This window comes from Cedecea sp. P7760 (genome assembly GCF_013386425.1).
Classification (GTDB): Bacteria; Pseudomonadota; Gammaproteobacteria; order Enterobacterales; family Enterobacteriaceae; genus Cedecea; species Cedecea selenatireducens.
This window is the reverse complement of record NZ_JACARU010000059.1, coordinates 14097-29178: the sequence shown is the minus strand read 5'-3', so window position 1 is coordinate 29178 and position 15082 is coordinate 14097. Positions and strand designations below refer to the sequence as shown.

Genomic DNA, 15082 nt, shown 5'->3' with positions numbered 1-15082 from the left:
CGTTTCGCAATCCGTGAAGGTGGCCGTACCGTTGGTGCGGGCGTTGTTGCTAAAGTTATCGCTTAATCGCTGATAACATTTGACGCAATGCGCAAGAAGAGGGCATCATTTGATGCCCTTTTTGTACGCTTTCGAACCAGAACCTGGCTCATCAGTGATTTTTTACCAATAATCATTGCTGAGACAGGCTCTGAAGATGGCGTTTATGCCGGATAGCGCCTGAAAAGGGCCATTCGGTTTGGTTGCCTCGCCTGCGCGGGGCAAAAATGTTTGTCTGATTTATTGTGACAGGTTGGTTTATGAGTGCGAATACCGAAGCTCAAGGGAGCGGGCGTGGCCTCGAAGCGATGAAGTGGCTGGCAGTAGTCGTTTTGCTGCTCGTGGCAATCGTGGGCAACTACATTTATCGTGATATCACTCTGCCGCTTCGTGCACTGGCTGTGGTAATTCTGATTGCAGCGGCAGGTGGTGTTGCACTGCTGACGGTAAAAGGCAAAGCAACCGTAGCCTTTGCTCGCGAAGCGAGAACTGAAGTACGCAAGGTGATTTGGCCTACTCGCCAGGAAACTCTGCACACCACTTTAATCGTGGCCGCGGTTACCGCTGTGATGTCACTGATTTTGTGGGGGCTGGATGGTATTCTGGTCCGCCTGGTATCTTTTATTACTGGCCTGAGGTTCTGAGATGTCTGAAGCCCCTAAAAAGCGTTGGTACGTCGTTCAGGCGTTTTCCGGTTTTGAAGGTCGTGTAGCCACGTCGCTGCGCGAACATATCAAACTCCACAACATGGAAGAGCTGTTTGGCGAAGTCATGGTTCCAACCGAAGAGGTTGTTGAAATCCGTGGCGGCCAACGTCGTAAAAGCGAACGTAAATTCTTCCCTGGCTACGTTCTGGTCCAGATGGTGATGAACGACGCAAGCTGGCACCTGGTGCGTAGCGTTCCGCGCGTGATGGGTTTCATCGGTGGGACTTCCGATCGTCCAGCACCAATCAGCGATAAAGAAGTTGATGCGATCATGAACCGCCTGCAGCAGGTGGGTGATAAGCCGCGTCCGAAAACGCTGTTTGAACCAGGTGAAATGGTACGCGTTAGCGATGGTCCGTTTGCGGACTTCAATGGTGTAGTGGAAGAAGTGGATTACGAGAAGAGCCGCCTGAAGGTTTCCGTTTCCATCTTTGGACGTGCAACGCCGGTTGAACTGGATTTTGCTCAGGTTGAGAAAGCCTGATAATTTGATCGTTTAAGCAGCGATTATTGATTGCACAGGGCGCGAAATTGGCATACAATTTCGCGCCTTTTGTTTTTATGTGTCTCGTACACATAAGACGTTTATTCACGGGGAGCTTCTTTGAGGCGCTATTACCCAATCAGAGGATTTTAGAATGGCTAAGAAAGTACAAGCCTACGTCAAGCTGCAGGTTGCAGCTGGTATGGCGAACCCAAGTCCACCAGTTGGTCCAGCTCTGGGTCAGCAAGGTGTGAACATCATGGAATTCTGTAAAGCGTTCAACGCAAAAACTGAATCCCTGGAAAAAGGTCTGCCAATCCCGGTTGTTATTACCGTTTACGCTGACCGTTCTTTCACTTTCGTTACCAAAACCCCTCCAGCAGCAGTTCTGCTGAAGAAAGCGGCTGGTATCAAGTCTGGTTCCGGTAAGCCGAACAAAGACAAAGTGGGTAAAGTTTCCCGCGCTCAGCTGCAGGAAATCGCGCAGACCAAAGCTGCCGACATGACTGGTTCCGACATTGAAGCGATGACTCGCTCCATTGAAGGTACTGCACGTTCCATGGGCCTGGTAGTGGAGGACTAAGAAATGGCTAAACTGACCAAGCGCATGTCCGTGATTCGTGACAAAGTTGATGCAACTAAGCAGTATGACATCAACGAAGCTATCGCTCTGCTGAAAGAGCTGGCCACTGCTAAATTCGTAGAAAGCGTTGACGTTGCCGTTAACCTCGGCATCGACGCTCGTAAATCTGACCAGAACGTACGTGGTGCAACTGTACTGCCGCACGGTACTGGCCGTTCCGTTCGCGTAGCCGTATTTGCTCAGGGCCCTAACGCTGAAGCAGCTAAAGCTGCTGGCGCAGAGCTGGTAGGTATGGAAGATCTGGCTGACCAGATCAAGAAAGGCGAAATGAACTTCGACGTTGTTATCGCATCTCCAGATGCAATGCGCGTTGTTGGCCAGCTGGGTCAGGTTCTGGGTCCACGCGGCCTGATGCCAAACCCGAAAGTTGGTACCGTAACCCCTAACGTTGCTGAAGCAGTTAAAAATGCTAAAGCAGGTCAGGTTCGTTACCGTAACGACAAAAACGGCATCATCCACACCACCATCGGTAAAGTGGATTTTGACGCTGACAAACTGAAAGAAAACCTGGAATCTCTGCTGGTTGCGCTGAAAAAAGCAAAACCATCTCAGGCGAAAGGCGTGTACATCAAGAAAGTTAGCATCTCCACCACCATGGGTGCTGGTGTTGCCGTTGATCAGTCCGGTCTGACCGCGACTGTGGCGAACTAATAATCGCCTTTACGCGGGCGAAAGATTAGTCTAATATCTTACGCCCGTTGTTCTGTTAATGCAGAACACAAAGAATTTTCGGTTGGAGCCTGGCCTTATCCAGGCCTCCGTCCAAGACCGCAGGTGTTTCGCAAGAGACTTAATTGCCTGCGTAGACGGTGACAGAACCTGAAGAATATTTTTAGATAGTCTTTAGCTTGTTTCTGCTCACCGTATGTAGACGCGTTTTTCCATTGTGGTTAAGCGCGAAGTGAGTTTCGGGACTTCTGTCCCGGCTAAAACCCAGGAGCAAAAGCTAATGGCTTTAAATCTTCAAGACAAACAAGCGATTGTTGCTGAAGTCAGCGAAGTAGCCAAAGGCGCGCTGTCTGCAGTAGTTGCGGATTCCCGCGGCGTTACTGTAGATAAAATGACCGAACTGCGTAAAGCAGGTCGCGAAGCCGGCGTTTACATGCGTGTTGTTCGCAACACCTTGCTGCGCCGTGTTGTTGAGGGTACTCAGTTTGAGTGCCTGAAAGACGCGTTCGTTGGTCCGACCCTGATTGCATATTCTATGGAACACCCGGGCGCTGCTGCTCGTCTGTTCAAAGATTTCGCTAAAGCGAATGCAAAATTTGAGGTCAAAGCCGCTGCCTTTGAAGGTGAGCTGATCCCGGCGTCGCAAATCGACCGCCTGGCAACTCTGCCGACCTACGAAGAAGCAATTGCACGCCTGATGGCAACCATGAAAGAAGCTTCGGCTGGCAAACTGGTTCGTACTCTGGCTGCTGTACGCGATGCAAAAGAAGCTGCTTAATCGCAGTTTTCTTTATCAAGTATTCGCTTACGTATAAACTTATTCTGATATTCAGGAACAATTTAAATGTCTATCACTAAAGATCAAATCATTGAAGCAGTATCCGCTATGTCCGTAATGGACGTTGTAGAACTGATCTCTGCAATGGAAGAAAAATTCGGTGTTTCTGCTGCTGCTGCTGTAGCTGTTGCTGCTGGCCCAGCTGAAGCTGCTGAAGAGAAAACTGAGTTCGACGTTATTCTGAAAGCTGCTGGCGCTAACAAAGTTGCCGTAATCAAAGCTGTTCGTGGCGCAACTGGCCTGGGTCTGAAAGAAGCTAAAGACCTGGCAGAAACCCCGAATGCCGTTCTGAAAGAAGGCATCAGCAAAGACGACGCAGAAGCTCTGAAAAAATCTCTGGAAGAAGCTGGCGCTGAAGTTGAAGTTAAATAAGCCAACCCTTCTGGTTGCAGCCTGAGAAATTAGGCTGATGGCTGGTGACTTTTTAGTCACCAGCCTTTTTGCGCTGTAGGGTATCAGTAGCGTTTCACGCTGTTTGACTGCTGATTACCTCCCAATGTTTGTTCCTATCGACGCCTTAATATATTGCGTCTTTTCGCGCCGGGAGTTCCGGGGCAAAGCGTAACGAAATGGTTTAAGAGTGATAGAAACAAGTATTGCGGGAAGTGTTCCACTTTCCGATCCACAAAATAGTGTTGCATAAACTGCCCCTTTCGACGGGCAGATGGGTCGACTTGTCAGCGAGCTGAGGAACCCTAATGGTTTACTCCTATACCGAGAAAAAACGTATTCGTAAGGATTTTGGAAAGCGTCCACAAGTACTGGACATTCCTTATCTCCTTTCTATCCAGCTTGACTCGTTCCAGAAGTTCATCGAGCAAGATCCCGAAGGTCAGTACGGTCTGGAAGCGGCTTTCCGCTCCGTATTCCCGATTGCAAGCTACAGCGGCAATTCCGAGCTGCAGTATGTGAGCTATCGCCTGGGCGAACCTGTATTTGACGTTAAAGAATGTCAAATCCGTGGCGTGACGTATTCTGCTCCGCTGCGTGTAAAACTGCGTCTGGTGATCTACGAGCGCGAAGCGCCGGAAGGCACCGTTAAAGACATCAAAGAACAAGAAGTGTACATGGGCGAAATTCCGCTCATGACCGACAACGGGACCTTCGTTATCAACGGTACTGAGCGCGTAATCGTTTCTCAGCTTCACCGTAGCCCGGGCGTGTTCTTCGACAGTGACAAAGGTAAGACCCACTCTTCAGGGAAGGTACTGTATAACGCACGTATCATTCCTTACCGTGGTTCCTGGCTGGACTTCGAATTCGACCCGAAAGATAACCTGTTCGTGCGTATTGACCGTCGCCGCAAACTGCCTGCGACCATCATCCTGCGCGCACTGAACTACACCACTGAGCAGATCCTTGACCTGTTCTTTGAGAAAGTTAATTTCGAAATCCGTGACAACAAGCTGCAGATGGAGCTGGTACCGGAACGCCTTCGTGGCGAAACCGCTTCCTTCGACATCGAAGCTGACGGCAAAGTGTACGTTGAAAAAGGCCGCCGTATCACCGCGCGCCATATTCGCCAACTGGAAAAAGACGATATCAAACATATCGAAGTTCCTGTTGAGTACATCGCCGGTAAAGTTGCGGCTAAAGACTACGTTGATGCTTCTACCGGCGAACTGATTTGCCCGGCGAACATGGAACTGTCTTTGGATCTGCTGGCCAAACTGAGCCAGTCAGGCCACAAGCGCATTGAAACGCTGTTCACCAACGACCTTGATCACGGTGCATACATCTCCGAGACCGTACGCGTCGATCCAACCAATGACCGCCTGAGCGCGCTGGTTGAAATCTACCGTATGATGCGTCCTGGTGAGCCACCAACGCGTGAAGCAGCGGAAAGCCTGTTCGAGAACCTGTTCTTCTCCGAAGACCGCTATGACTTGTCTGCGGTTGGTCGTATGAAGTTCAACCGTTCTCTGCTGCGTGATGAAATCGAAGGCTCCGGTATCCTGAGCAAAGATGACATCATCGAAGTTATGCGCAAGCTGATCGGTATTCGTAACGGTCAGGGCGAAGTGGATGATATCGACCACCTCGGCAACCGTCGTATCCGTTCCGTAGGCGAAATGGCGGAAAACCAGTTCCGCGTTGGCCTGGTACGTGTTGAGCGTGCGGTGAAAGAGCGTCTGTCCCTGGGCGATCTGGATACCCTGATGCCTCAGGATATGATCAACGCCAAGCCTATCTCTGCCGCAGTGAAAGAGTTCTTCGGTTCCAGCCAGCTGTCTCAGTTCATGGACCAGAACAACCCGCTGTCCGAGATCACGCACAAACGTCGTATCTCCGCGTTGGGCCCAGGCGGTCTGACCCGTGAGCGCGCGGGCTTCGAAGTACGTGACGTACACCCAACCCACTACGGTCGTGTGTGTCCAATCGAAACCCCAGAAGGTCCAAACATCGGCCTGATCAACTCCCTGTCCGTGTACGCACAGACTAACGAATACGGCTTCCTTGAGACTCCGTATCGTCGCGTTGTTGACGGCGTTGTGACCGACGAAATTCATTACCTGTCTGCTATTGAAGAAGGTAACTACGTCATCGCTCAGGCGAACACCAACCTGAACGAAGAAGGCCGTTTTGTAGACGACCTGGTAACCTGCCGTAGCAAAGGCGAATCCAGCTTGTTCAGTAACGACCAGGTTGACTACATGGACGTTTCCACCCAGCAGGTGGTTTCCGTCGGTGCGTCCCTGATCCCGTTCCTGGAACACGATGACGCCAACCGTGCATTGATGGGTGCGAACATGCAACGTCAGGCGGTTCCGACTCTGCGCGCTGATAAGCCGCTGGTTGGTACCGGTATGGAACGTGCTGTAGCCGTTGACTCCGGCGTTACCGCCGTTGCCAAACGTGGCGGTACCGTTCAGTACGTTGATGCCTCCCGTATCGTTATCAAAGTTAACGAAGACGAGATGTATCCGGGCGAAGCAGGTATCGACATCTACAACCTGACTAAGTACACCCGTTCTAACCAGAACACCTGCATCAACCAGATGCCTTGCGTGTCCCTGGGTGAGCCAATCGAACGCGGCGACGTGCTGGCAGACGGCCCGTCTACCGACCTCGGTGAACTGGCACTTGGCCAGAACATGCGCGTAGCGTTCATGCCGTGGAACGGTTACAACTTCGAAGACTCCATCCTCGTATCCGAGCGTGTTGTTCAGGAAGATCGTTTCACCACCATCCACATTCAGGAACTGGCTTGCGTGTCTCGTGACACCAAACTGGGGCCAGAAGAGATCACCGCCGACATCCCTAACGTGGGTGAAGCTGCTCTCTCCAAACTGGATGAGTCCGGTATCGTGTATATCGGTGCTGAAGTGACCGGCGGTGACATTCTGGTTGGTAAGGTTACGCCGAAAGGTGAAACCCAGCTGACGCCAGAAGAGAAACTGCTGCGTGCAATCTTCGGTGAGAAAGCGTCTGACGTTAAAGACTCTTCCCTGCGCGTACCAAACGGCGTTTCCGGTACCGTAATCGACGTTCAGGTCTTCACCCGCGATGGCGTGGAAAAAGACAAACGTGCGCTGGAAATCGAAGAGATGCAGCTGAAGCAGGCTAAGAAAGACCTGTCCGAAGAACTGCAGATCTTCGAAGCCGGTCTGTTCAGCCGTATCTATGCCGTACTGGTTTCCGGTGGCGTTGAAGCTGAGAAGCTCGACAAACTGCCGCGTGACCGCTGGCTGGAACTGGGTCTGACCGACGAAGATAAGCAAAACCAGCTGGAGCAGCTGGCAGAGCAGTACGACGAGCTGAAGCACGAGTTTGAGAAGAAACTCGAAGCTAAGCGCCGCAAAATCACTCAGGGCGATGACCTGGCACCTGGCGTGCTGAAAATCGTGAAAGTGTATCTGGCCGTTAAACGTCAGATCCAGCCTGGTGACAAGATGGCAGGTCGTCACGGGAACAAAGGTGTTATCTCCAAGATCAACCCGATCGAAGATATGCCATACGATGAAAACGGCACGCCGGTAGACATCGTACTGAACCCGCTGGGCGTACCATCTCGTATGAACATCGGTCAGATTCTGGAAACCCACCTGGGTATGGCTGCGAAAGGTATCGGCGAGAAGATCAACGCCATGCTGAAACAGCAGCAGGAAGTCGCCAAACTGCGCGAATTCATCCAGAAAGCGTATGACCTGGGTACAGACGTTCGTCAGAAGGTCGATCTGAACACCTTCACCGACGATGAAGTTCTGCGCCTGGCTGAAAACCTGAAAAAAGGTATGCCGATTGCTACTCCGGTATTCGACGGTGCAAAAGAGTCGGAAATCAAAGAGCTGCTGCAACTGGGCGGTCTGCCATCTTCTGGCCAGATTACCCTGTTCGACGGCCGCACCGGTGAGCAGTTTGAGCGTCAGGTAACCGTAGGTTACATGTACATGCTGAAACTGAACCACCTGGTTGATGACAAGATGCACGCGCGTTCTACCGGTTCTTACAGCCTGGTTACTCAGCAGCCGCTGGGTGGTAAGGCTCAGTTCGGTGGTCAGCGCTTCGGTGAGATGGAAGTGTGGGCGCTGGAAGCATACGGCGCTGCCTATACCCTGCAGGAAATGCTGACCGTTAAGTCTGATGACGTGAATGGCCGTACCAAGATGTATAAGAACATCGTGGATGGCAACCATCAGATGGAACCGGGCATGCCGGAATCCTTCAACGTACTGTTGAAAGAGATCCGTTCGCTGGGTATCAACATCGAGCTGGAAGACGAGTAATCGTTGCTCAAAAGGTCCAGGGTGCCCGGCTAACGTCGGGCATCACAGAGTGCTAACTCCGACGGGAGCAAATCCGTGAAAGACTTATTAAAGTTTCTGAAAGCGCAAACTAAAACCGAAGAGTTTGATGCGATCAAAATTGCTCTGGCCTCGCCAGACATGATCCGTTCATGGTCTTTCGGTGAAGTTAAAAAGCCGGAAACCATCAACTACCGTACGTTCAAACCTGAGCGTGACGGTCTGTTCTGCGCCCGTATTTTTGGGCCAGTGAAAGACTACGAGTGCCTGTGCGGTAAGTACAAGCGCCTGAAACACCGTGGTGTGATTTGTGAGAAGTGTGGCGTAGAAGTTACCCAGACTAAAGTTCGTCGTGAGCGTATGGGTCACATCGAACTGGCTTCTCCAACTGCCCACATTTGGTTCCTGAAGTCTCTGCCATCTCGTATCGGCCTGCTGCTGGATATGCCGCTGCGTGATATCGAGCGCGTACTGTACTTCGAATCTTATGTTGTTATCGAAGGCGGGATGACCAACCTCGAGCGTCGTCAGATCCTGACTGAAGAGCAGTATCTGGATGCGCTGGAAGAGTTCGGTGACGAATTCGACGCGAAGATGGGTGCGGAAGCTATTCAGGCCCTGCTGAAGAGCATGGATCTGGAGCAAGAGTGTGAAACTCTGCGCGAAGAGCTGAACGAAACCAACTCCGAAACCAAACGTAAAAAGCTGACCAAGCGTATCAAGCTGCTGGAAGCGTTCGTTCAGTCTGGTAACAAACCAGAGTGGATGATCCTGACCGTTCTGCCGGTTCTGCCGCCAGATCTGCGCCCGCTGGTACCGCTGGATGGTGGTCGTTTCGCAACCTCAGATCTGAACGATCTGTACCGTCGCGTTATCAACCGTAACAACCGTCTGAAGCGTCTGCTTGATCTGGCTGCGCCAGACATCATCGTACGTAACGAAAAACGTATGCTGCAGGAAGCGGTAGATGCCCTGCTGGATAACGGCCGTCGCGGTCGTGCCATCACCGGCTCTAACAAACGTCCTCTGAAATCTTTGGCCGACATGATCAAAGGTAAGCAGGGTCGTTTCCGTCAGAACCTGTTGGGTAAACGTGTTGACTACTCCGGTCGTTCTGTTATCACCGTAGGTCCATACCTGCGTCTGCATCAGTGCGGTCTGCCGAAGAAAATGGCACTGGAGCTGTTCAAACCGTTCATCTACGGCAAGCTGGAACTGCGTGGCCTCGCGACCACCATCAAAGCTGCTAAGAAAATGGTTGAGCGTGAAGAAGCTGTCGTTTGGGATATCCTGGACGAAGTTATCCGCGAACACCCGGTACTGCTGAACCGTGCACCAACCCTGCACCGTTTGGGTATCCAGGCATTTGAACCTGTTCTGATCGAAGGTAAAGCTATCCAGCTGCACCCGCTGGTTTGTGCGGCCTATAACGCCGACTTCGATGGTGACCAGATGGCAGTACACGTTCCGCTGACGCTTGAAGCTCAGCTGGAAGCGCGTGCGCTGATGATGTCTACCAACAACATCCTGTCCCCAGCGAACGGCGAGCCAATCATCGTTCCTTCTCAGGACGTTGTATTGGGTCTGTACTACATGACCCGTGACTGTGTTAACGCCAAAGGCGAAGGCATGGTGCTGACTGGCCCTAAAGAAGCTGAGCGTATTTACCGCGCTGGCCTGGCCTCTCTGCATGCGCGCGTTAAAGTGCGTATCACCGAATACGAAAAAGATGCTCAGGGCGCATTCGTTGCGAAAACCAGCCTGATCGACACGACTATTGGTCGTTCGATTCTGTGGATGATCGTACCGAAAGGCCTGCCTTTCTCCATCGTCAACCAGGCGCTGGGTAAAAAGGCAATCTCCAAGATGCTGAACACCTGTTACCGTATTCTGGGCCTGAAACCGACCGTTATTTTTGCGGACCAGACGATGTACACCGGCTTTGCTTATGCAGCGCGTTCAGGTGCATCCGTTGGTATTGATGACATGGTCATCCCGGAGAAAAAATACGAGATCATCTCTGAAGCGGAAGCTGAAGTTGCTGAGATCCAGGAGCAGTTCCAGTCTGGTCTGGTCACCGCTGGCGAACGCTATAACAAAGTTATCGATATCTGGGCTGCGGCGAACGATCGTGTATCCAAAGCGATGATGGATAACCTGCAAACCGAAACCGTGATTAACCGTGACGGCGTCGAAGAGCAGCAGGTTTCCTTCAACAGCATCTACATGATGGCCGACTCCGGTGCGCGTGGTTCTGCAGCACAGATTCGTCAGCTGGCCGGTATGCGTGGTCTGATGGCTAAGCCAGATGGCTCCATCATCGAAACGCCAATCACCGCGAACTTCCGTGAAGGTCTGAACGTACTCCAGTACTTCATCTCCACTCACGGTGCTCGTAAAGGTCTGGCGGATACCGCACTGAAAACGGCGAACTCCGGTTACCTGACTCGTCGTCTGGTAGACGTTGCCCAGGATCTGGTCGTCACTGAAGACGACTGTGGCACCCTGGAAGGCATCACCATGACGCCGGTTATCGAAGGTGGCGACGTTAAAGAGCCGCTGCGTGACCGCGTACTGGGCCGTGTTACCGCTGAAGACATTCTGAAGCCGGGCACTGCTGATATCCTGGTTCCACGCAACACGCTGCTGCACGAGCAGTGGTGTGACCTGCTGGAAGCTAACTCTGTTGACAGCGTGAAAGTACGTTCCGTAGTAGGTTGCGAAACTGACTTTGGCGTGTGTGCTCACTGCTACGGTCGCGACCTGGCACGTGGTCACATCATCAACAAAGGTGAAGCTATCGGGGTTATCGCGGCACAGTCCATCGGTGAACCTGGTACACAGCTGACGATGCGTACGTTCCACATCGGTGGTGCTGCATCCCGTTCTGCTGCTGAATCCAGCATTCAGGTTAAGAACAAAGGTAGCATCAAGCTCAGCAACGCGAAGTCGGTTGTGAACTCTACCGGCAAGCTGGTAGTCACTTCCCGTAACACCGAGCTGAAACTGATCGACGAATTCGGTCGTACCAAAGAGAGCTATAAAGTACCTTACGGTGCTGTGATGGCTAAAGGTGATGGCGAGCAGGTTGCCGGCGGTGAAACCGTAGCAAACTGGGATCCGCACACCATGCCGGTTGTCTCGGAAGTTAGTGGTTTCATCCGCTTTACCGATATGATCGACGGCCAGACCATTACTCGTCAGACCGACGAGTTGACCGGTCTGTCTTCTCTGGTCGTTCTGGACTCTGCCGAGCGTACTGCTGGTGGTAAAGACCTGCGTCCAGCGCTGAAAATCGTTGATGCTAAAGGCAATGACGTTCTGATCCCTGGCACCGATATGCCGGCTCAGTACTTCCTGCCGGGTAAAGCGATTGTCCAGCTGGAAGATGGTACTCAGATTCACTCTGGTGACGCCCTGGCGCGTATTCCACAGGAATCCAGCGGTACCAAGGATATTACCGGTGGTCTGCCGCGTGTTGCCGACTTGTTCGAAGCACGTCGTCCGAAAGAGCCTGCGATCCTGGCTGAAATCAGCGGTATTATCTCGTTTGGTAAAGAAACCAAAGGCAAACGCCGCCTGGTTATCTCCCCAATCGACGGCAGCGATGCTTACGAAGAGATGATTCCGAAATGGCGCCAGCTGAACGTGTTCGAAGGTGAACGCGTAGAACGTGGTGACGTGGTTTCCGATGGTCCAGAGTCTCCGCACGACATCCTGCGTTTACGTGGCGTCTATGCTGTTACTCGTTACATCACCAACGAAGTGCAGGACGTTTACCGTCTGCAAGGCGTTAAGATTAACGATAAACACATCGAAGTTATCGTGCGTCAGATGCTGCGTAAAGCGACTATCGTTAACGCTGGCAGCTCCGACTTCCTGGAAGGCGAGCAGGCTGAATACTCCCGCATCAAGATCGCTAACCGCGAACTGGAAGCGAACGGTAAGATTAACGTGTCCTTTGCACGCGATCTGCTGGGTATCACCAAAGCCTCTCTGGCAACCGAGTCCTTCATCTCCGCGGCATCGTTCCAGGAGACAACTCGTGTGCTGACCGAAGCAGCCGTTGCGGGCAAACGCGACGAACTGCGCGGCCTGAAAGAGAACGTTATCGTGGGTCGTCTGATCCCGGCCGGTACCGGTTATGCGTACCACCAGGATCGTATGCGTCGCCGTGCAGCAGGTGAAGTCCCTGCGGCACCTCAGGTGACTGCTGAAGACGCTACTGCCAGCCTGGCAGAGCTGTTGAACGCAGGCCTGGGCGGTAACGACGAGTAATCGCTCGATACGCCTGAAATAAAAAACCCGCTTCGGCGGGTTTTTTTATGCCTGAAACAGGTCTTTTGCTCTGTACCACGGGGACTGAATAACCTGGAATTAATCGCCTTCAACGTTGTTAACACCAGCGTATGACATTTATTCCAAATCATAACTCATGCCATTAACATTATATTTCCCATTGCTCATCAATTAATTAACCTTTGGTTCCCATCAACCTTTTTTCCTTTTTCCTGCCGTTATTGATGAATGAAATTTCTACATGTATCAAAAAATAAACAATCCAAAATCGATATAGTCAAAAATCTAACTTATTGATTGATAAGTGGGCATATCACATTTCGGGTCATTATCGCCGAGGGGATTGTTTTGCCAGTAAAACGGGCGGCCATGGTGGCAATAAAGTTACTTATGCGGATATGGATCTTATTTAACGGATAGCTTCTGGGGGTTACATGGAATTTGCTCTACAACTTATTATTATTTTAATTTGCCTGTTCTACGGTGCTAAAAAAGGAGGTATTGCACTGGGGCTGCTAGGGGGAATTGGTCTGGTTATCCTGGTGTTTGTTTTTCACCTTAAACCGGGAAAACCTCCCATTGATGTAATGCTTGTCATTATTGCCGTGGTTGCCGCCTCGTCAACGCTGCAAGCTTCCGGTGGTTTAGATGTGATGCTGCAGATTGCCGAAAAGTTGCTGCGACGCAATCCGAAGTATGTTTCCATCGTCGCCCCCTTTGTTACCTGCATCTTGACGATACTTTGTGGCACTGGACACGTGGTCTACACAATTCTGCCGATTATTTATGATGTCGCCATTAAGAATAATATCCGACCTGAGAGACCTATGGCGGCAAGCTCTATCGGTGCCCAGATGGGGATTATTGCCAGCCCGGTCTCCGTCGCGGTTGTGTCGCTGGTCGCCATGCTTGGCAACGTTACGTTTAACGGCAGGCATCTGGAATTCCTTGACCTTCTTGCCATTACTATTCCGTCAACACTATTGGGTATTCTGGCCATCGGCATTTTCAGCTGGTTTCGCGGTAAGGATTTAGATAAAGACGAGAAATTCCAGGCCTTTATCTCTGTTCCAGAAAACCATCACTATGTTTACGGCGACACGGCGACTTTACTGCATAAAAAGTTGCCAATGGCCAACTGGATTGCGATGTGGATTTTTCTTGCATCTATCGCGGTGGTTGCTCTGTTAGGCGCTTTTTCAGAGCTCCGACCGATGTTTGAGGGTAAACCACTCTCGATGGTGCTGGTTATTCAGATGTTTATGCTGCTTTCGGGCGCACTGATCATCATCATCACCAAAACGAATCCTGCTTCAATCTCCAAAAATGAGGTATTTCGCTCCGGGATGATAGCCATTGTCGCGGTCTATGGCATTGCATGGATGGCGGAAACCATGTTTGGTGCACACATGTCGGAGATTAAAAGCGTACTAGGGGAGATGGTGAAAGAGTACCCATGGGCATATGCTATCGTTCTGCTGCTGGTTTCTAAGTTTGTCAATTCTCAGGCTGCGGCGCTGGCGGCGATAGTCCCCGTTGCTCTGGCGATCGGCGTCGACCCTGCGTATATCATTGCCTCTGCTCCGGCGTGTTACGGGTACTATATTCTGCCAACTTACCCAAGTGACCTCGCGGCTATTCAATTTGATCGGTCAGGCACCACGCACATCGGTCGTTTTGTAATAAACCATAGTTTTATTCTGCCTGGATTAATCGGCGTGAGTATTTCGTGTGTTTTTGGCTGGATACTTGCCGGGTTATACGGTTTTTTATAACAGAAAACAGGCGCCCCGGAGGCGCCTGTCATTAAAAGCGACTATTTTACCAACGGCAGGCGGCGGTAAAGCTCAATCATATCGGTCGCCAGATCCTGAATAACCATCGCGTTCATCAGGTGATCCTGAGAGTGTACGGTAATCAGGTTGACCGGCAGCTTGCCGGAGCCTTCATCCAGGCCAATCAGCTGGGTCTGGATTTTATGTGCGTGTTTAACGAATTCGTGTGATTCTTCCATTGCCTTCTCGGCAGCCTCAAAGTCACCTTTACGTGCCAGCTGCAAAGCAGTCAGGGCCTGGCTACGTGCGCTGCCGGCATTGACCAGCAGTTCCATAATAATCGATTCTAAATCTTCCACATCTTACTCCATCATTTTCAGGGCTTTATCAAGCACCACGTCGCCTTTCATCAGGCCGTAATCCATCATGTCGATAACGACGACTTTTTTACCCAGAGGATCGGCAAGGGCCTGAAGTTTGGCCTGCTCGTATTTCACCTGCGGACCGAGCAGAACGATGTCGGCGCGTTCGATATTCTCTTTAAACTCTGCAACAGGCACAGCCTTGATTGAGACCTCGATGCCTTTCTTTTGTGCGGCATCAACCATACGTTGAACCAGGATGCTGGTCGACATACCGGCAGCACAACACAACACGATATTTTTCATAGTTCGCTCTCAATGTCCGAAGGATACAGAGATATTTATCCGTCAGGAGGGGCGGCAACAACCGCTTTAACCCGATTGTGTGTCAGGTATCACAAAAGAAATCGCAGAAAACTGAAACCGGTTACATTTTTGCTTTTTCTCGAAGAATCAAGACAAGAATTGTGAAGGCGGAGGGGTATGAAGAGATGTCTGTTGCCGCTCCGGTCAGGTATCTT

Annotated in this window: 12 protein-coding genes; 10 read left to right on the top strand and 2 right to left on the bottom strand. The window is 51.3% G+C overall.

Annotation, left to right across the window (positions count from 1 at the left end):
* The 10 genes from HX778_RS25335 to HX778_RS19250 form a co-directional block, all read left to right on the top strand.
* Positions 1-66, top strand: a 66-nt coding sequence (locus tag HX778_RS25335; protein ID WP_130634147.1) for a hypothetical protein, incomplete at its 5' end; no start/stop codon positions are given.
* A gap of 233 nt (positions 67-299) precedes the next feature.
* Positions 300-683 (top strand): preprotein translocase subunit SecE, encoded by a 384-nt coding sequence (secE, locus tag HX778_RS19290; protein WP_008460146.1) that lies wholly within the window; start codon positions 300-302, stop codon positions 681-683.
* A gap of 1 nt (position 684) precedes the next feature.
* Positions 685-1230, top strand: coding sequence for a transcription termination/antitermination protein NusG (gene nusG, locus HX778_RS19285; RefSeq protein WP_002438628.1), 546 nt, complete (start codon positions 685-687; stop codon positions 1228-1230).
* 154 nt (positions 1231-1384) lie between these two features.
* Positions 1385-1813 (top strand): 50S ribosomal protein L11, encoded by a 429-nt coding sequence (rplK, locus tag HX778_RS19280; RefSeq protein WP_008460147.1) that lies wholly within the window; start codon positions 1385-1387, stop codon positions 1811-1813.
* A 3-nt stretch (positions 1814-1816) separates the two neighbouring features.
* Positions 1817-2524 carry a 50S ribosomal protein L1 gene (gene rplA, locus HX778_RS19275; RefSeq protein ID WP_038476792.1) on the top strand — a complete coding sequence of 236 codons (708 nt, stop codon included), beginning with the start codon at positions 1817-1819 and terminating at the stop codon, positions 2522-2524.
* Between the two features lie 298 nt (positions 2525-2822).
* On the top strand, positions 2823-3320 hold the full coding sequence (gene rplJ / locus HX778_RS19270) for a 50S ribosomal protein L10 (protein ID WP_007704673.1): 498 nt from the start codon (positions 2823-2825) through the stop codon (positions 3318-3320).
* A gap of 66 nt (positions 3321-3386) precedes the next feature.
* Positions 3387-3752 (top strand): 50S ribosomal protein L7/L12, encoded by a 366-nt coding sequence (gene rplL, locus HX778_RS19265; protein WP_038476789.1) that lies wholly within the window; start codon positions 3387-3389, stop codon positions 3750-3752.
* 326 nt (positions 3753-4078) lie between these two features.
* The gene (rpoB, locus tag HX778_RS19260) at positions 4079-8107 is read left to right on the top strand and encodes a DNA-directed RNA polymerase subunit beta (RefSeq protein ID WP_038476787.1); all 4029 of its coding nucleotides are present in this window, start codon (positions 4079-4081) and stop codon (positions 8105-8107) included.
* Positions 8108-8182: 75 nt separating this feature from the next.
* Positions 8183-12403 carry a DNA-directed RNA polymerase subunit beta' gene (gene rpoC, locus HX778_RS19255; protein ID WP_038476785.1) on the top strand — a complete coding sequence of 1407 codons (4221 nt, stop codon included), beginning with the start codon at positions 8183-8185 and terminating at the stop codon, positions 12401-12403.
* Between the two features lie 455 nt (positions 12404-12858).
* Positions 12859-14199, top strand: a complete 1341-nt coding sequence (locus tag HX778_RS19250) for an anaerobic C4-dicarboxylate transporter (RefSeq protein WP_176982784.1) — start codon at positions 12859-12861, stop codon at positions 14197-14199.
* A 41-nt stretch (positions 14200-14240) separates the two neighbouring features.
* Here HX778_RS19250 and HX778_RS19245 read toward each other — a convergent pair whose 3' ends face one another.
* Together HX778_RS19245 and HX778_RS19240 are read right to left on the bottom strand one after the other, a co-directional pair.
* Positions 14241-14558 carry a PTS lactose/cellobiose transporter subunit IIA gene (locus HX778_RS19245; protein ID WP_038476782.1) on the bottom strand — a complete coding sequence of 106 codons (318 nt, stop codon included), beginning with the start codon at positions 14556-14558 and terminating at the stop codon, positions 14241-14243.
* 3 nt (positions 14559-14561) lie between these two features.
* On the bottom strand, positions 14562-14867 hold the full coding sequence (locus HX778_RS19240) for a PTS sugar transporter subunit IIB (RefSeq protein WP_038476780.1): 306 nt from the start codon (positions 14865-14867) through the stop codon (positions 14562-14564).
* Positions 14868-15082: the final 215 nt, after the last annotated feature.

Coding starts and splice junctions, on each gene's coding strand:
- rplL (WP_038476789.1), top strand. CDS start 3,387: ATGTCTATCACTAAAGATCAAATCATTGAAGCAGTATCCGCTATGTCC.
- secE (WP_008460146.1), top strand. CDS start 300: ATGAGTGCGAATACCGAAGCTCAAGGGAGCGGGCGTGGCCTCGAAGCG.
- rpoB (WP_038476787.1), top strand. CDS start 4,079: ATGGTTTACTCCTATACCGAGAAAAAACGTATTCGTAAGGATTTTGGA.
- HX778_RS19250 (WP_176982784.1), top strand. CDS start 12,859: ATGGAATTTGCTCTACAACTTATTATTATTTTAATTTGCCTGTTCTAC.
- nusG (WP_002438628.1), top strand. CDS start 685: ATGTCTGAAGCCCCTAAAAAGCGTTGGTACGTCGTTCAGGCGTTTTCC.
- HX778_RS19240 (WP_038476780.1), bottom strand. CDS start 14,867: ATGAAAAATATCGTGTTGTGTTGTGCTGCCGGTATGTCGACCAGCATC.
- rplJ (WP_007704673.1), top strand. CDS start 2,823: ATGGCTTTAAATCTTCAAGACAAACAAGCGATTGTTGCTGAAGTCAGC.
- rplK (WP_008460147.1), top strand. CDS start 1,385: ATGGCTAAGAAAGTACAAGCCTACGTCAAGCTGCAGGTTGCAGCTGGT.
- rplA (WP_038476792.1), top strand. CDS start 1,817: ATGGCTAAACTGACCAAGCGCATGTCCGTGATTCGTGACAAAGTTGAT.